Origin of the sequence: Acidaminococcus sp. HCP3S3_G9_1, from assembly GCF_052122455.1 — a bacterium.
GTDB lineage: Bacteria > Bacillota > Negativicutes > Acidaminococcales > Acidaminococcaceae > Acidaminococcus.
Genome location: NZ_JBQKCH010000004.1, coordinates 129,943 through 144,518 on the forward strand (window position 1 = coordinate 129,943; position 14,576 = coordinate 144,518).

General features: G+C 56.8%; 21 protein-coding genes. 3 read left to right on the top strand and 18 right to left on the bottom strand.

From position 1 onward, the window contains the following. Nucleotides 1–2: 2 nt before the first annotated feature. On the bottom strand, nt 3–1,223 hold the full coding sequence (locus ACTQY1_RS04170) for a thiolase family protein (protein WP_022487181.1): 1,221 nt from the start codon (nt 1,221–1,223) through the stop codon (nt 3–5). Continuing rightward, nucleotides 1,213–1,788, bottom strand: a complete 576-nt coding sequence (locus ACTQY1_RS04175; RefSeq protein ID WP_022487180.1) for a biotin transporter BioY — start codon at nt 1,786–1,788, stop codon at nt 1,213–1,215. The genes ACTQY1_RS04170 and ACTQY1_RS04175 overlap by 11 nt, the downstream gene beginning before the upstream one ends. A 713-nt stretch (nt 1,789–2,501) precedes the next feature. Here ACTQY1_RS04175 and ACTQY1_RS04180 point away from each other — a divergent pair. Both ACTQY1_RS04180 and ACTQY1_RS04185 read left to right on the top strand, forming a co-directional pair. Continuing rightward, complete coding sequence (locus ACTQY1_RS04180; protein WP_022487179.1) at nt 2,502–3,791, top strand: dicarboxylate/amino acid:cation symporter; 1,290 nt, start codon at nt 2,502–2,504, stop codon at nt 3,789–3,791. Then, complete coding sequence (locus tag ACTQY1_RS04185; RefSeq protein ID WP_288311005.1) at nt 3,781–4,617, top strand: alpha/beta hydrolase family protein; 837 nt, start codon at nt 3,781–3,783, stop codon at nt 4,615–4,617. Before ACTQY1_RS04180 ends, ACTQY1_RS04185 begins: the two co-directional genes overlap by 11 nt. 21 nt (nt 4,618–4,638) lie before the next feature. Here the strand turns inward: ACTQY1_RS04185 and ACTQY1_RS04190 are convergent, their stop codons facing one another. The 8 genes from ACTQY1_RS04190 to ACTQY1_RS04225 form a co-directional block, all read right to left on the bottom strand. Further along, nucleotides 4,639–5,010 (bottom strand): DUF488 domain-containing protein, encoded by a 372-nt coding sequence (locus tag ACTQY1_RS04190; protein ID WP_022487177.1) that lies wholly within the window; start codon nt 5,008–5,010, stop codon nt 4,639–4,641. A 19-nt stretch (nt 5,011–5,029) separates the two neighbouring features. Beyond that, nucleotides 5,030–5,191, bottom strand: a complete 162-nt coding sequence (locus tag ACTQY1_RS04195) for a hypothetical protein (protein WP_022487176.1) — start codon at nt 5,189–5,191, stop codon at nt 5,030–5,032. Nucleotides 5,192–5,197: 6 nt separating this feature from the next. Beyond that, nucleotides 5,198–6,835, bottom strand: a complete 1,638-nt coding sequence (hcp, locus tag ACTQY1_RS04200; protein ID WP_022487175.1) for a hydroxylamine reductase — start codon at nt 6,833–6,835, stop codon at nt 5,198–5,200. Between the two features lie 126 nt (nt 6,836–6,961). Further along, nucleotides 6,962–7,747, bottom strand: coding sequence for a ZIP family metal transporter (locus ACTQY1_RS04205; protein WP_154487706.1), 786 nt, complete (start codon nt 7,745–7,747; stop codon nt 6,962–6,964). A gap of 12 nt (nt 7,748–7,759) precedes the next feature. After that, nucleotides 7,760–8,374 carry a hypothetical protein gene (locus tag ACTQY1_RS04210; protein ID WP_308664301.1) on the bottom strand — a complete coding sequence of 205 codons (615 nt, stop codon included), beginning with the start codon at nt 8,372–8,374 and terminating at the stop codon, nt 7,760–7,762. Beyond that, nucleotides 8,371–9,594, bottom strand: a complete 1,224-nt coding sequence (locus ACTQY1_RS04215; RefSeq protein ID WP_154487704.1) for a phosphopentomutase — start codon at nt 9,592–9,594, stop codon at nt 8,371–8,373. Before ACTQY1_RS04215 ends, ACTQY1_RS04210 begins: the two co-directional genes overlap by 4 nt. Beyond that, on the bottom strand, nt 9,591–10,391 hold the full coding sequence (gene udp / locus ACTQY1_RS04220) for a uridine phosphorylase (protein ID WP_022487171.1): 801 nt from the start codon (nt 10,389–10,391) through the stop codon (nt 9,591–9,593). Before udp ends, ACTQY1_RS04215 begins: the two co-directional genes overlap by 4 nt. Before the next feature lie 93 nt (nt 10,392–10,484). Beyond that, nucleotides 10,485–11,075: a hydrolase gene (locus ACTQY1_RS04225; protein WP_154487702.1), complete on the bottom strand. Its 591-nt coding sequence runs from the start codon at nt 11,073–11,075 to the stop codon at nt 10,485–10,487. Between the two features lie 169 nt (nt 11,076–11,244). Here ACTQY1_RS04225 and ACTQY1_RS04230 point away from each other — a divergent pair, with 169 nt between their 5' ends. Next, the gene (locus ACTQY1_RS04230) at nt 11,245–11,805 is read left to right on the top strand and encodes an ECF transporter S component (protein ID WP_329777840.1); all 561 of its coding nucleotides are present in this window, start codon (nt 11,245–11,247) and stop codon (nt 11,803–11,805) included. Between the two features lie 157 nt (nt 11,806–11,962). Here ACTQY1_RS04230 and ACTQY1_RS04235 read toward each other — a convergent pair whose 3' ends face one another. The 8 genes from ACTQY1_RS04235 to ACTQY1_RS04270 form a co-directional block, all read right to left on the bottom strand. Further along, nucleotides 11,963–12,205 carry a hypothetical protein gene (locus tag ACTQY1_RS04235; RefSeq protein WP_441373808.1) on the bottom strand — a complete coding sequence of 81 codons (243 nt, stop codon included), beginning with the start codon at nt 12,203–12,205 and terminating at the stop codon, nt 11,963–11,965. 494 nt (nt 12,206–12,699) lie between these two features. Continuing rightward, nucleotides 12,700–12,999, bottom strand: a complete 300-nt coding sequence (locus tag ACTQY1_RS04240; RefSeq protein ID WP_441373809.1) for a hypothetical protein — start codon at nt 12,997–12,999, stop codon at nt 12,700–12,702. Between the two features lie 14 nt (nt 13,000–13,013). After that, nucleotides 13,014–13,595 (bottom strand): GH25 family lysozyme, encoded by a 582-nt coding sequence (locus ACTQY1_RS04245; RefSeq protein ID WP_441373810.1) that lies wholly within the window; start codon nt 13,593–13,595, stop codon nt 13,014–13,016. After that, the gene (locus ACTQY1_RS04250) at nt 13,585–13,767 is read right to left on the bottom strand and encodes a hypothetical protein (protein ID WP_441373811.1); all 183 of its coding nucleotides are present in this window, start codon (nt 13,765–13,767) and stop codon (nt 13,585–13,587) included. Before ACTQY1_RS04250 ends, ACTQY1_RS04245 begins: the two co-directional genes overlap by 11 nt. Beyond that, nucleotides 13,760–14,113, bottom strand: coding sequence for a hypothetical protein (locus tag ACTQY1_RS04255; RefSeq protein ID WP_441373812.1), 354 nt, complete (start codon nt 14,111–14,113; stop codon nt 13,760–13,762). Before ACTQY1_RS04255 ends, ACTQY1_RS04250 begins: the two co-directional genes overlap by 8 nt. Before the next feature lie 3 nt (nt 14,114–14,116). After that, on the bottom strand, nt 14,117–14,254 hold the full coding sequence (locus tag ACTQY1_RS04260; protein WP_441373813.1) for a hypothetical protein: 138 nt from the start codon (nt 14,252–14,254) through the stop codon (nt 14,117–14,119). A 20-nt stretch (nt 14,255–14,274) separates the two neighbouring features. Then, nucleotides 14,275–14,436, bottom strand: coding sequence for a hypothetical protein (locus ACTQY1_RS04265; protein ID WP_441373814.1), 162 nt, complete (start codon nt 14,434–14,436; stop codon nt 14,275–14,277). Beyond that, nucleotides 14,423–14,566: an XkdX family protein gene (locus tag ACTQY1_RS04270; protein WP_441373815.1), complete on the bottom strand. Its 144-nt coding sequence runs from the start codon at nt 14,564–14,566 to the stop codon at nt 14,423–14,425. Before ACTQY1_RS04270 ends, ACTQY1_RS04265 begins: the two co-directional genes overlap by 14 nt. Nucleotides 14,567–14,576: the final 10 nt, after the last annotated feature.

Below are 14,576 nucleotides of genomic sequence, written 5' to 3' on the forward strand. Positions count from 1 at the left end.
TGCTACAAAGTTTCCAGGAGTACCCCGGCTCCTGTGCCTCCGGCTCCGGCAATGGCGCACAGGGCCTTTTTTCCCTCCTGCCCCTCCAGAGCCGCCAGGGCATGGAGCACCAGCACAGCACCGCTGCATCCATAAGGATGGCCATAGGCCAGGGCACCCCCCAGAGGCAGGTACCGATCGGTACAGGTGGGATACTGCCGGGCAAACAGGGCGGAGATCACCCCGAAGGCTTCATTGTATTCAAAATCGTCGATGGCTTCCACCGGGAGCCCGGTTTCTTCCAAGATCTTTTCTCCCACGGTCAGGGCGCCCAGAGGGCTGAACCGGGGATCCACGCCCGCTTCCGTACCGTGGAGGATCCGGGCCAGAGGCCGCACCGGTTTCCCGGCCCGGCGCCAGGCAGCCAGCTGCCGACCGGAAGCCAGCACCAGGAAGGCTGCCCCGTCCTGGGTCAGGCAGGCATTGGCCGCAGTCAGAGTGGGGGTACAGTCTCCCGCCAGGTTCCGTTCTTCCGGGGTCAGCAGGGCCGCCGTTTCCTCCCGGGTGAACAGGGTGGGCATCCGCCGGGCCAGTTTCCCGTTCATCCGGGGCCGGATGCTTTCATCTCTTGTACTGCCGAACAGGGACACCACCCAGGGTCCCAGCCGGCCTTCTTCCGCCGCCTGGGCCGCCCTCCGGTGGCTGCGCACGGCCCAGCTGTCCAGTTCCTCCCGGGGCACCCCATACACCTGGGCCGTCCGTTCCGCTCCTTCCAGCATGGCCCGGGGGCTATGGGTATCCGGAGAGAACTGGGCGGTCATGTAGCCTTCCGGGGTGTACCGGCTGTCCCAGGGCTGGTACACCCGCCGGGGCTGCATGGAGGAAGATTCCACCCCCCCGCACAGGACCACATCCAGCTGGCCGCTGGCAATCTTCCCCCAGGCCAGGGACAGGGCCCCCAGAGCGGAAGCGCACTGCATGTCCAGGGTAAGGGCCGGCGTTTCCACAGGGAATCCGGCAGTGAGGGCCATAAGCCGGGTCAGGTTCCCCCCGCTGCCTACAGCATTGCCGCCTAAAATCAGCTGGGCCTCCCGGGCTGCCGGGCAGCGGATACAAAGCTGCCGGAGAAGAGCAGCGCCAAGTTTCTCCGGCGGTACATTTTTAAAGATTCCATTTTGGAGGCCCAGATGGCTCCGAAGGCCTCCCACCAGGAACACGTCCTGGACCGTTCTCTCAGAATCCATAGCGCTGGAGCCGGTTGGCCAGGAAGGCAGCCAGGACCACTTTCAGGGTATCCCCGATCAGGAAGGGGAACACAGCCATCACCAGGGTCTTCCAAACCCCCACTTTAGCCACCAGGTACATGCTCAGGCAGCCCCCCACATAAATGATGGGCATGCCCACACAGATGCCGACGGCCACCAGCTTCTTAAAGGACCGGGTGTTCCCCCGGACGGCACTCATGGCCACAGCCGCCGCCAGAAAGCCCAGGTTGAAGCCCCCGGTGGGCCCGACCAGCTTCATCATTCCGGAGGTACCTCCCACGAACACCGGAACCCCCACGGCTCCCAGCAGCAGATAGATTCCCAGGATGATCGCTGCCTGTTTCGGCTTCATGATGAAGGCCACCAGGTTCACCATAATGGTCAGTGCTGTTACCATGGCCGGAGTAAAAGGCAGCGGAAAAGAAATGTACGCCGAGACCGCCAACAGCGCGACACAGACGGCGCTGCCGGTCATGAACCGGATCTGTTCCCGGCTCCCGGTTGCGGCCACAGACGGATGCAAATTCTTTCTCATTTCGCTCATTGATAGGTTCCTCCCTGCAGTAAATCATTTCTCCCCCGTGGACGGGGGCTTTGAACAACATATGGATGGTTTCCGGTTCTCCCAGGTGCCGGAACAGGCTCTGCCACAGGAGCAGTCCCTGGACCACCGGCCGGCCATCCAGATGGATGGGATTGGTATCCCCGGTGCGCCGGGAAAACTCCCTCACTTCTTCCGGGGAAAAGGCCCGCCAGGGCCCGTACCCTTCCGGAGGTCCGGGGTCCCGTTTCAGTAAACCTATTTTTTCTGTAAGGTTTACCTTTGAGCCGGCAAAAAGCAGTTCTACCTGGAGGGTCCCCACCTGGATTTCTCCCTCCCAGGCTTCCGCCTGGAGCAGCTGGCTCCGTTTCCGGTCCTTCAGGCACACGCACCGGAACCGGCAGTCCGGCCCGGCTTTCCGGACCCTGGCATAATGGATCCGGGCAATGAAGCTGTGGTCATAGCGGCTGCCCTGGAACTGGCCCAGGGCTCTGATGTATCCTTCAGTGTATTCTTCCATAATGGTTTTAGTGTAGCGGATTTGGACTGATTGTTCAACCCCTGATTGTTTCAGGTTAACGCAACTGATGGTTTCCAGAATCCCATGCATCCACAATAGACATCTTGCAAAAAAGCTGACTTTTTCTTGTGTTTTGACAATGAAAGTTCTATAATTTGTTCATATCTTCATTCATACTCAGTTAGGGGGACTTTTTATGACAACCGCAAACCGGTCGGGCCGTTCCGCCCTGGCCAACTATCGGGATCCCATTATCCTGATCACCTTCTGCATCCTGGGGGCCATCCTGGGCCTGGTACTGGGAGACAAGGCTTCCTTCCTGAAGCCCATTGGACAGATTTTCCTGAACCTGCTGTTCTGTCTCATCGTACCGCTGATTTTTTTCTCCATTGCCGGCTCCATTGCCGCTACCAAAGATACTGGTAAGGTGGGGAAAATGATCGGCTATACCCTGATCATTTTCGTTCTCACGGCCACCATTTCCGGTGGCCTGATCCTGCTGGTGACCCATTTCACCGGAGTGCCCACCTCCTTTACAGCTCCTGCGGCGGCAGCAACCCAGGCAGCGGCCAAACCGGTGACCATTGCGGACCAGATCGTCAACACCCTTACGGTGGGAGATCTGCCGCTCCTTATTTCCCGGTTCCATGTGCTGCCCCTCATCATCCTGACCATTTTCTTCGGCATCTGCGTTTCCCTGATCGGGGAACCTGCCAAACCGGTGGTGGACTGGATGAACGCCATGAGCCTGGTGTGCTATAAAATGGTGGCCATTCTCATGAAGGCGGCTCCCATCGGCCTGGGCGCCTATTTTGCGGATCTCACCGGCACCTACGGCATCGACCTGCTGAAGACCTACGGCAGTGCCATGGTGGTGTTCTACACCGTGGTCTTTGTATACTTCTTCGTATTCTTGGGATTCTATGCCTGGCTGGCCGCCGGCACCTGGGGCGTGAAGAACTATTTCCGGGTGATCCTGGCTCCGGCCCTGACGGCTCTGGGCACCCGTTCTTCCGCCGCCACCATCCCGCTCCAGATGGAAGCCTGTGACAAACTGGGGGTACCCCGGGACATTTCTTCCGTGGTGGTCTCCATGGGAGCCACCTGCCATATGGACGGTGCCTGCATCGCCGTGGTCTATTCGGAAGTACTGGCCACCACTCTGTTCGGCCATCCTCTGGCGGGCTTTGACTTCATCCTGGCCCTGTTCCTGGGGGTTGCCGCTTCCGTGGCCACTTCTTCCGTACCGGGAGGCGGAGCTGCCGGTGAAACCATGATCGTTTCCGTATTCCACCTGCCGGAAAGCGCCTTCCCCATCCTGCTGATGGTCATTGAACTGTTCGACCCCGGGTGCACCCTGCTGAACTCCTGCGGGGATACGGTGGTATCCATGCTGATTACCCGGATCTTCCACGGAAAAGACTGGTACAAAAAGAATCTCAACGGAGACGCTGCTGGAAAGGAAGCTTTGACTTATGAAAATTGATGCCCGTTATGTGCTGGAAGAGCCCGATTACCAGGATGCTCCCCTGCCGGATTCCCTGGAACTGGACCTGCCCATTGACGGGGACCGGGTGCTGGGGGAAATCTACCTGCCCTCGGGGATCTATGAGGCACCCCACCCGGCGGTGGTCCTGTGCCACGGTATCCCGGGCACCAACAACAATGACGACCTGGCCCAGTGCCTGCGCCGGATGGGCTGTGTGGTGATCCGCCCCTACCACCGGGGAGCCTGGGGCAGCGAAGGTACCTATTCCTTCTCCCACTGCATCGAAGACGCAGTGGCCCTGGCCCGGTGGGCCCGGGAAGAGGTAGCCAAAGCCTACGCCATCGATCCGGCCAACATCTTCCTGGTGGGCCATTCCAATGGGGGGAACACGGTGCTGAACGCTTCCCGGGTCCTGCCCTTTCTCCGGGGCACCGTGGCCTTCTGTCCCTACGACCACCAGGCGGGGCTGGAACACGTGCCCCACAGCCAGCTGAAGGAGCTGTTTGCCCAGGCGGCCGCCGTGCTCCATGTGGGGCGGTTTGAGGATTTGTGGCAGGACAGCGTCCAGCACGCCCGGCAATGGAGCTTCGTCCAGAACGCCCACCGGTTCCAGGACCGGAACCTGCTGCTGATCGGAGGCAGCCGGGATACAGTGGCCCCTCCGGAATGGATGGTGGAGCCCCTGTGGAAAGAGCTGGAAGCCCTTCCGGGTACCGGCCATCACAAAAAAGTGATCCTCCCCAGCAACCACGCACTGGACACCGCCCGGCTGGAACTGGCCCGGGTGATCGGGAAGTGGATCGAGGAGACCATTGACCGCTGACAGAGAAAAAGAGACTGATGCTCAGGCACCAGTCTCTTTTTTCTCTATCCACTTTTTCAACACAACCGCATTGTTATGCTCCTGGTCTTTGGCTCCGTACAGCAAGGTTACGTTGCCCTGGGCCAGGGCTTTTTTTATTTTTTCCACAAAGGGTCCCGCTTCCAGATTGGCTTCCAGCTCCTGTTGGTAGCCGGCGGCGAATTCCGGGAACTTTTCCGGATCGTGGCCGAAGGACCGACGCAGTCCGTTGGTGGGAGCAATCTCCTTGTCCCAACCGGTAAGGGCTGCGTTTTCCTTTTTAATGCCCCGGGGCCACAGCCGGTCCACCAGGAACCGGCTGCCGTCCGTCTCAGCGGGGTCTTCGTAAATCCGTTTTACTTGCAGCTTTCCCATGGAAAAGCCTTCTTTCTTGTCAGCGGGCCTGCCGTTTTTCCCTCTCAGCCACCTGCTCACAGGCGGTCAGGGGATATTCCTCCGAATTGTGGTGGAATTCGATGCAGGGCTCACAGTCCTTGTACCGGGGGCAGTGGGTATGGCTGCAGGGGCAGGTATCCGGATCGTACAGTTTGATCATGGCTGATCAGGCTCCGAAGAACAGTTTCATGTCGTCTTCCACGTTGGTGATCCCGGCAATGCCGAAGTTCTTCACCAGCACATTGGCCACGTTGGGGGACAGGAAGGCAGGCAGGGTGGGTCCCAGATGGATGTTCTTCACACCCAGGTACAGCAGGGCCAGCAGGACGATGACGGCTTTCTGTTCGTACCAGGCAATGTTGAAGATCAGGGGCAGTTCGTTGACATCTTTCAGGCCGAAGACTTCCTTCAGTTTCAGGGCGATCAGAGCCAGGGAGTAGGAGTCGTTGCACTGACCGGCATCCAGCACCCGGGGAATCCCGCCGATGTCACCCAGATTCAGTTTGTTGTATTTGTATTTGGCGCAGCCGGCGGTGAGGATCACCGTATCTTTCGGCAGAGCCTTGGCAAATTCCGTATAGTATTCACGGCTCTTCATCCGGCCGTCGCAGCCAGCCATGACCACGAACTTCTTGATGGCGCCGGATTTCACAGCATCCACCACTTTATCAGCCAGGGCAAAGACCTGTTCATGGGCGAAGCCGCCTACGATGCTGCCGGTTTCGATTTCAGTGGGAGCCGGGCAGGTCTTGGCCTGGGCGATCAGTTCGCTGAAATCCTTGTGGCCGTTTTCGTCAGCGTCAATGTGACGGCAGCCGGGGAAGCCGGTGGCACCGGTGGTCCACAGACGGCCCTTGTAGCTGTCTTTGGGAGGAACGATGCAGTTGGTGGTCATCAGGATGGGCCCGTTGAAGCTTTCGAATTCTTCCTTCTGTTTCCACCAGGCGTTACCGTAGTTGCCGGCGAAGTTCTTGTATTTCTTGAAGAACGGATAGTAGTGGGCAGGGAGCATTTCAGAATGGGTGTATACATCCACGCCGGTGCCTTCGGTCTGATCCAGAAGCATTTCCAGGTCTTTCAGGTCATGGCCGGAGATCAGGATGCCCGGGTTCTTCCGGACGCCGATGTCTACAGTAGTGATTTCAGGGTTGCCGTAAGCGGTGGTGTTGGCTTTGTCCAGGAGAGCCATGCCCTGTACGCCGTATTTCCCGGTTTCCAGAGTCAGAGCCACCAGGTCATCCACGCTCTTGCTGTCGTCCAGAGTGGCAGCCAGGGCCCGCTGGATGAAAGCATCCACTTCTTCGTCGTCCTGAGCCAGCACGTTGGCATGCTTGCTGTAGGCAGACAGGCCTTTCAGGCCATAGGTGATCAGTTCCCGCAGGGACCGGATGTCTTCGTTTTCGGTGGCCAGGACGCCTACGGTTTTGGCTTTGGCGTCGAATTCGCTTTCGTCCCCGTTCCACAGAGCTGCAGCAGGCAGGCTGGAAGTGTCATCCAGCTGGGTCAGCAGATCAGCTTTCACAGCCAGGGTTTCTTTGATCCGGGCAATAATGGATTCCCGGTCGAAGTTGGCGTTGGTGATGGTGGTGAACAGGTTCACGGTCACCAGATGGTTCACGTTCCGGCTGACGGATTTGCCGGCGGCACGCAGGGCGGTAGTCACAGCGGACAGACCCTTGGTGGCGTAGATCAGCAGATCCTGCATGGCAGCCACTTCCGGCTTCTTGCCGCAGACCCCGACAACGGTGCAGCCTTTGCAGCCGGCAGTTTCCTGACACTGATAACAGAACATCTTGTTTTCCATAGGTATACTCCCCTTTTCTTATAAAAACTTCAACAGATTGTTTTCTCACTCGATGGCTTTATTATAGTCCGGAGCAGGAAAAGAATCCGTTGTTTAAACAACGCATAGAAAATTTTATGATTTTCTCTACCCCAGTGCCACATCCAGGGTCATCATCACTGTGAACCCCAGGGCGAAGGTGAGGACTCCAATATTGGAATGTTCTCCTTCGGACATTTCCGGAATCATTTCCTCCACCACCACATAGAGCATGGCCCCGGCGGCGAAACTGAGGAAATAGGGCAGCAGGTGGCCGATGACCCCGGAGGCCAGGATGGTCCCCACCGCCGCAATGGGCTCCACGATGCCGGACAGTACCCCGCCCAAAAACGCCCGGTGCCGGTTCATCCCTGCCGCCTTGAGAGGCAGAGAAATGATGGCCCCTTCCGGGAAATTCTGGATGGCGATCCCCAGGGACAGGGCAATGGCGCTGCCCAGGGAAATGGATCCGGGATCAGTGAGGAACCCTGCGTAGATCATCCCCACCGCCATCCCTTCCGGGATGTTGTGGAGGGTCACCGCCAGCAGCATCATGGTGGTCCGGGCCAGATGGCTCCGGGGCCCTTCCGGTTCATCGGTGTTCATGTGGAGATGGGGGATCACCACATCCAGCAGCAGCAGGAACAGGATTCCCGCCCAGAAGCCCACCACCGCCGGTACAAAGGCGAAATTCCCCAGCCCGGCACTTTCCTCCAGGGCCGGGATCAAAAGGCTCCAGATGGATGCTGCCACCATGACACCGGCGGCAAAGCCGGTGAGCCCCCGCTGGACATTCCGGTGGAGCTGTTCCTTCATAAAATACACGCAGCCGGCCCCCAGACTGGTTCCGGCAAAAGGGATCAGGATCCCTTTCCAAACTTCAGGACTGATCATCATTCACCTCCTTCAAATCAAATCTTTCCCCTCCATGGTCATGGCCAGGTTGCTGAGGGCGTACTGGATTTCTTTTTCCGGATGGACCGCCAGGGCGATATCCGTAGTTTCCACCTTCCGGAGCTTTTTCTTCATGTACTTCCCCGTATCCTTCCGATAAATGTACATATCCGCCCCGGACACCACCCGGAGCAGGGTATCCGGTCCGTCATCGTCCCAGCCTCCCAGGAACAGGGGCTGGATGTAGAATTCGTCCATGGCCCGGACCACCAGGAGGGACACCACGGTGGCTCCCGTTTTGTCGGCAATCTTATCCAGGACTTCCTTTTCAATAGGGTACCCGTCTCCTCCGAACTGGAGCAGCACCTCATTGGCCTCTTCCGCCGCCTGGGCATCAGGGAGGAAGACGAACTTCGCCCGGGGATAGGCCTGGCGAACCTGGCGCTTCCACACTTCCTTCATGGAGGTTGTGGCTTCTCCCGTATGGTCATAGACCACAAAGGCAATGGTCTTCCGATCCAGCAGGTCAGGGGCGGCCGCCTGTTCTGCCGCCTCTGCCGGCACCATCAGGAACAGTCCCGTAAGGACGAAACAAAGGGTCAGCAGCAGCTTTTGGACTCTTTTCATTTCAGCACCTCCTGGGCTTTCCCCCGGGCCAGTTCCAGTCCCAGATGATGGGCCAGGATCTGCCCTGCATCACTGTAGGTATCCATGGGTTCCAGGGGCCCGGGCTTCACTTCCGGCCCGAAGAACAGCATGGGCACGTGTTCCCGGGTGTGGTCCGTCCCTTTCCAGGTGGGGTCGCACCCGTGGTCCGCAGTGACCAGCACCAGGTCTCCGGGCTGGAGCCGGGCCGCCAGTTCCGGCAGACGCCGGTCCACGGTCATAAGCCCTTCCCCGTAGCCTTTGGCGTCCCGCCGGTGGCCGTAGGTGGAATCGAAATCCACGAAGTTGGTGAACACCAGGCTCCGGTCTCCGGCAGCGTCCAGGGCCTCCAGGGTGGCGTCGAACAGGGCGTCCAGGCCGGTGGCATGCCAGGCCCGGGTTATCCCCCTGTGGGCGAAAATATCTGCGATTTTCCCCACCGCATAGACCCCACCGGCTTTTTCGTACACTTCATCCAGCAGGGTCTTTTCCGGCGCCGGTACTGCATAGTCGTGGCGGTTCCCGGTACGGGTGAATTCCCCGGCCTTTTCCCCTACAAAGGGACGGGCGATGACCCGGGCGATGTGGTAGGGCTGGACAAGTCTGTAGGCAATCTCACAGAGTTTGTACAGATTCTCCAGTCCGAAGGTCCGTTCATGAGCGGCAATCTGGAGCACCGAATCAGCGGAAGTGTAGACAATGGGCTTGCCGGTACGCATGTGCTCTTCTCCCAGTTCCTGGATGATCACCGTGCCGGAAGCGTGCTTTTCCCCCAGCACACCGGGGAGATGGCCTTCCCGGATCAGCCCGTCAATGATGTCCTTCGGGAAGCAGTGGGGCTTGTCGGGAAAATAGCCCCAGTTGAACATCACCGGCACTCCTGTCAGTTCCCAGTGGCCGCTGAGGGTATCCTTGCCGCTGCTGATCTCTTTGGCATAGGTATAGGCCCCGGCCAGGGGTTCCGGACTGCCGATGGAATGGGCCAGGTCCTCTCCAGTACTCCTTTTGTGGGCCAGTTCCAGCCCATACCGGGCCAGGTTGGGCAGGGCCAGGAAGGACGCTCCCGGGGCCTGCTCCTTCTGCCGGGCAAACCAGCGGGCAATGTGGCCCAGGGTATCCGCTCCGGCGTCTCCGAATTTTGCCGCATCAGGGGCGCCCCCGATGCCAAAGGAATCCATCATCAGGATGATGCACCGTTTCATTTCTTTTCCTCCCTTCCCAACAACTCGTTCAATGCCCGGCGGACAATGGTCTGGAACCGGTTCTCCGCCAGCCGGTAGATTTCCGGCGAGGCAATGCTTTCGCTTTCCGTCCGTTTGGCCACCACCCCGCACAGGCTGGCCGCCTTCAGGCCCAGGGCCTGGGAGGTGACGAACACCGGAGCGGTTTCCATTTCGTAGTTGGTGACCCCCAGCTGCTGCCATTCCTTCATGCTCCCCTGGAACCGGCGGAGTACATAGCCGGTGAAGCTGTCGTACCGTTCCTGGCCGGGCCAGAAGGTATCCGAGCTGCAGCAGATGCCCACCTGATGGGGCACGTTTTCCACCAGGGCCGCATAGGCCAGCAGCTGGGTCAGTTCAAAATCCGCCACCGCCGGGAATTCCAGGGGGGCATAGTGGGAGCTGGTGCCCTCCAGCCGGACCGCTGCCTTGATGATCACCACATCTCCCAGTTCCAGGCCGTCCTGGATGGAGCCGGTGGTCCCCACCCGGATCACCCGTCTGATCCCCAGCCGGGCCAGTTCTTCCAGGCAGATGGCGGTGGAAGGGCCTCCCATGCCGGTGGAGCACACCAGTACCGGCCGGTTCTGGACCTGGGTGAGACAGCTGGTGTATTCCCGGTGGCTGGTCAGATCCACCGTAGGGCCCATGGCTTCCGCCAGGGACCGGACCCGTCCCGGATCCCCGGGCAGCAGGGCCGTATCCGCTCCCATCAGCCGTTCCCGGGACAGCTGGGTATGATACATGACTTCATGAGGTTCCGCATAATGACGATCCATGGTATCACTTCCTTGGTTGCAGTTCTCTTACCCTTTATTATACGAAAGAGCAGGACCCCTGTTCAAGGCCCCGCTCCCCCTGTTTTTGGCCCTTCAGGCCTTTCCTTCTTCTTTTTCCATGGTTTCCCGCACGGTTTCCTCACAGGACCGCATGGCCAGGATGCTCTGTTCGAACAGTTTGTTCAGATCCCAGCCCAGCATATCCGCTCCCTGCTGGATCACGTCCCGGCTGCATCCGGCAGCAAAATGCTTGTCCTTGAATTTTTTCTTCAGGGACTTCACTTCCATATCCTGGACGCTTTTGCTGGGGCGCATAAGGGCCGCTGCCCCGATGAGCCCGGACAGTTCGTCCACCGCATAGAGAACCTTTTCCATTTCCTCCCTGGGTTCCACATCGCTGCACCGGGGCCATCCGTGGCTGGCCACCGCATGGATCAGCCGGTCGTCCCAGCCTTTTTCCTTCAGGATCTCCGCTTCCTTCCGGCAGTGCTGTTCCGGATATTTCTCAAAATCCAGGTCATGGAGCAGGCCCACCATGCCCCAGAAGTCTTCCTCATCCCCATAGCCCAGTTCCCGGGCAAAGTACCGCAGGCAGCCTTCCACCGTCAGTCCATGCTGGAGATGGAAGGGTTCCTGGTTGTATTCTTTCAGCAGTTCCCAAGCTTCTTCGCGCGTATTGGCCATTTCTGTCTCTCCTTCCAACGTCATTATCCCCAGTATACCACAAGGGGTGGAGAAAGGAGAAACAAAAGTTCCGGAAGAAGCACATTTTTCTTTCAAAAACGTTCAAACCGTGTATTTTTTCACAGGAAGGCCGGCGCTATAATAAAAAGCTATAAGGGAGTTGATGAAATTGCAGGAACAGCAAATACGCAAACTGACACTGGCAGGGATGTTCGCCGCACTGGCCTTCGCCTGCTTCTCCTATCTCCGGATCGAGATCCCCATGGGAATGGGGCTTACCGGGAAGATCTATGTGGGCCACGCCTTCATCCTGCTGTCCGCCCTGGTACTGGGAGCCAGATACGGAGCCCTGTCCGGGGCCATCGGCCTGGCCCTGGCGGACCTGCTGGCCGGGTACACCACCTCCGCCCCGCCTACCTTCCTGGCCAAGTTCCTCCTGGGCTGGTCCACCGCCTGGGCGGCTCAGCACCTGTGCCACCTGGACCGACTCACGGAAGACAGAGCCCGGCTCCGGGCCGCGGCCCTGGCCTCCATCTTCGGTTCCATGGTGAACGTGATCACCGAGCCCCTGATCCGCTACAGTTTCAAGGTGTTTATCCTGGGCCTGCCCCAACCAATCGCCTACGTAAGCGCCATAAACTGCGCCGTCAGCATGGCGGTGAGCAATGTGGTGTCCGTGGTGCTGGCAGTGGTGCTGTATCGGGTGATGGAGAAAAGCATAGGGCTGTGACCCACAAATAAAAAAGGACTGTTGCCCATGCAACAGCCCTTTTTTATTTCTACTTCGCATTATACATTTAATGAAGGAAAATTTTGCATGAATTGGTGGAGCGTGTATATATCCCGGTGGCCATTCTTTGTGAAAGATAAAAATTTGTATGAATTGGCTAATTTTCTATAGTTTTTTTTGCCGTTTTTTTGCCGTCTGCTTCCAGTTCTTCCAGAGCCTGCCGGCAGACTTCTGCTTTTCCATGTTTTACCAATTTTGCAAAGCGCTTGATTAAATCCCACTCCTCCTCAAAAGCTCTGACCTGATGTTGAGGACGCGGATTATGGATTTCTTTTACCGTTCCTTTGGGACGGCCCGTTTGATTAGGCCGCCTGCCACCCCATCCAGATTTCGTTTCCATTATTTGCCTCCTTTTCTCAGCGCAACATAGACCACCCAAGCTGCTGATACAGCACCGCAGACAAGTCCCCGGAGCCAGCTACTCCAATTTATGGAGCCGGTACAAAACGTGGCGAATAAGGCAAACACAGTAATGAAAATCATTGTTTTCATAGTAACCATGTGGTAAAATCAAGGCAGGTGGGGAACCTTTCGGCTCCCCGGTGGCTCTGGTTACTTTCGCTTGCTTTGCCGGCTGTTTGAAAGTTTCCGGAGCTTTTTGTTTACCATCTTCATCTTGTCCCAAGTCCAACTAAGTGCCTGGATGAAATTGACTACTAAGATGAAGTTGGTAACCGCTGCCTTAATCTCATCTACCACATTTTCTCACCTCCTCTTGATGATTTAATTATACATCACTTTGTTTATTTTGTCAATCATTTTAAACAAGTTTTGAACATAAAAAAAGCCCGTAGAGCACGATTTTTTTTCTAGCTCTACGGGTTTCTTCTTGCTCTATTCAGCTTTGGTAGGTTCTGCAGTCTCTTTGGCACTGCCGGCCAGGACGGCCTTCATCATGTACAGGCCCAGACGGATCACCAGTGGCAGAACCACACTGTCCCGGATCTTATTCCAGCCGGATTCAGCTGCAGCTTGCTCCTGGATCTTGCTGATGAAAGTGCTGGCCAGTTCTTCAATGACAGGAAAGCCGTCAGAAGTCAGGCTGGAAACCAGCTGATCTTTCAGGTCATTGACTACACTGTCCAGGTTCATCGCGTCTACCATGCTGTCTCTAAAATCAGTCCATTTGCTCATGATAATTCCTCCATTCAGTCTAAATCCTGATACCAATCGTTCATGTCCACGTTTACCCCGCCGATGCTGAGCTTATCACTGTACTGCCAGCCGGCCAGGAGCTTGCCGGGATATTCAGCCGGAAAATCGCACGTCTTGCTGTACTGTGCCACCCAATACGGCACATAATCGGCCAGGGCTTCCACATCAATAACATCTTCGAAGGTGGACAGGCTGGCATAGATGCCGCACGGAATGTCTTTCGCATTGATGGCATTGATGAAGGCACTGCAGACTGCAGTAGGATCATCTGCACCCAGGCAGGCCGGAGATTCAAAGTCGAACCAGACACCCATGGGAGGGATTTCACCACCCAGCAGATACAGCACCTCATTTGCCTCTGCTGCCGCCTCTTCCGGAGTAGTCGCATGGCTGTAGCAGTACACGCCCCACTTCAAGCCCCGTTTTTCGGCTTCGGCCACATGGCCCCACCAGGTTTCTTCAATTTTCTGTCCTTCGGTGATTTTTGCAATGACGCCTCTTACCCCGGCAGCTTTAACCTGGTCATAGTTCAGATCTTTCTGCCAGTACGATACGTCAATTACTTTATTTGCCATCTTTTTCACCACCTTTCCCTGTTTTCACCGTGCCTCCAATGTATCCCAGGAGGCCGGTCACAATGCTCATGGCCAGGTTGTCCAGGCCATAAAAAATAGCCATCACAAGGCTGGCAGACAGCGCAATGATGACTAAGATGTTTTCCAGGTCTATTTTCTCAAACTCAAACATCGGATTCCCCTTCTTCCTTGCTGGGGGCAGTGTGGGGAAGGGTCATGAAATGCTGGTAAGTCAGGGAAACAATGTCATTCCCGCCCAGGTTATGGTAGGCGATGTACATTTTATTGACCACTTCAGCCTTGTGATGGGGCACCCAGCCCAGAGCCAGGTAATAGTCCATGGCATCTATGAGCCGATCCCGCAGCATGGCCACCACTCCTGTCACCAGGGCTTCATGTTTCTTTGCTCTTTCGGCCTGTTCTTTATTCCCTGCCGCCTGAAGTTCCTTGAACTTAAACAGCAGCACACCACTCAGCAGGGAAGAAAGGCTAGGTAAAACGATCGATAGCCAATCCATGGATCAGCCTTCTTTCTGAGAAGTTTCCTCCTCTTTAGATTCGGTCTGGTAATTGATGCATCCAGTGTTGGGGCAGTTGCCCTTATCATCCAGGGCAGTGCCGCAGTAAGGGCAACGTTTTTTCAGCTTGAAAAATGCCATTTTAGCCAACCTCCTCGACTTCATTCATCTTGCGCCTCGATTCTTTCTTTTAAGCAGTCAATGCGTTTCATCTCTTCTGCAAAAATATTTCTCTGGCCGATTTCAAATGCCATCCTTTTTATTAGGTTACTCTGCATCTTGATGATTTCGCATTGCACGTCAATGATTTCAATCAGTGACATATTCTTTTCCGGTGATGGCTTTATATTCTTCGGTGGTAATTTTCCCTTTGACCACTGCGTTTTTCACCATTTCGGTATTCCAATAGCCTGCTTCGTACCATACTTTAATTTTCTTAAACCACTTACTCATCTTCACCGCT

Bases quoted from the DNA above. Each gene is read 5' to 3' on its own strand.
- ACTQY1_RS04170 (WP_022487181.1), bottom strand. From the start codon at position 1,223: ATGGATTCTGAGAGAACGGTCCAGGACGTGTTCCTGGTGGGAGGCCTT.
- ACTQY1_RS04175 (WP_022487180.1), bottom strand. From the start codon at position 1,788: ATGAGCGAAATGAGAAAGAATTTGCATCCGTCTGTGGCCGCAACCGGG.
- ACTQY1_RS04180 (WP_022487179.1), top strand. From the start codon at position 2,502: ATGACAACCGCAAACCGGTCGGGCCGTTCCGCCCTGGCCAACTATCGG.
- ACTQY1_RS04185 (WP_288311005.1), top strand. From the start codon at position 3,781: ATGAAAATTGATGCCCGTTATGTGCTGGAAGAGCCCGATTACCAGGAT.
- ACTQY1_RS04190 (WP_022487177.1), bottom strand. From the start codon at position 5,010: ATGGGAAAGCTGCAAGTAAAACGGATTTACGAAGACCCCGCTGAGACG.
- ACTQY1_RS04195 (WP_022487176.1), bottom strand. From the start codon at position 5,191: ATGATCAAACTGTACGATCCGGATACCTGCCCCTGCAGCCATACCCAC.
- hcp (WP_022487175.1), bottom strand. From the start codon at position 6,835: ATGGAAAACAAGATGTTCTGTTATCAGTGTCAGGAAACTGCCGGCTGC.
- ACTQY1_RS04205 (WP_154487706.1), bottom strand. From the start codon at position 7,747: ATGATCAGTCCTGAAGTTTGGAAAGGGATCCTGATCCCTTTTGCCGGA.
- ACTQY1_RS04210 (WP_308664301.1), bottom strand. From the start codon at position 8,374: ATGAAAAGAGTCCAAAAGCTGCTGCTGACCCTTTGTTTCGTCCTTACG.
- ACTQY1_RS04215 (WP_154487704.1), bottom strand. From the start codon at position 9,594: ATGAAACGGTGCATCATCCTGATGATGGATTCCTTTGGCATCGGGGGC.
- udp (WP_022487171.1), bottom strand. From the start codon at position 10,391: ATGGATCGTCATTATGCGGAACCTCATGAAGTCATGTATCATACCCAG.
- ACTQY1_RS04225 (WP_154487702.1), bottom strand. From the start codon at position 11,075: ATGGCCAATACGCGCGAAGAAGCTTGGGAACTGCTGAAAGAATACAAC.
- ACTQY1_RS04235 (WP_441373808.1), bottom strand. From the start codon at position 12,205: ATGGAAACGAAATCTGGATGGGGTGGCAGGCGGCCTAATCAAACGGGC.
- ACTQY1_RS04240 (WP_441373809.1), bottom strand. From the start codon at position 12,999: ATGAGCAAATGGACTGATTTTAGAGACAGCATGGTAGACGCGATGAAC.
- ACTQY1_RS04245 (WP_441373810.1), bottom strand. From the start codon at position 13,595: ATGGCAAATAAAGTAATTGACGTATCGTACTGGCAGAAAGATCTGAAC.
- ACTQY1_RS04250 (WP_441373811.1), bottom strand. From the start codon at position 13,767: ATGTTTGAGTTTGAGAAAATAGACCTGGAAAACATCTTAGTCATCATT.
- ACTQY1_RS04255 (WP_441373812.1), bottom strand. From the start codon at position 14,113: ATGGATTGGCTATCGATCGTTTTACCTAGCCTTTCTTCCCTGCTGAGT.
- ACTQY1_RS04260 (WP_441373813.1), bottom strand. From the start codon at position 14,254: ATGGCATTTTTCAAGCTGAAAAAACGTTGCCCTTACTGCGGCACTGCC.
- ACTQY1_RS04265 (WP_441373814.1), bottom strand. From the start codon at position 14,436: ATGTCACTGATTGAAATCATTGACGTGCAATGCGAAATCATCAAGATG.
- ACTQY1_RS04270 (WP_441373815.1), bottom strand. From the start codon at position 14,566: ATGAGTAAGTGGTTTAAGAAAATTAAAGTATGGTACGAAGCAGGCTAT.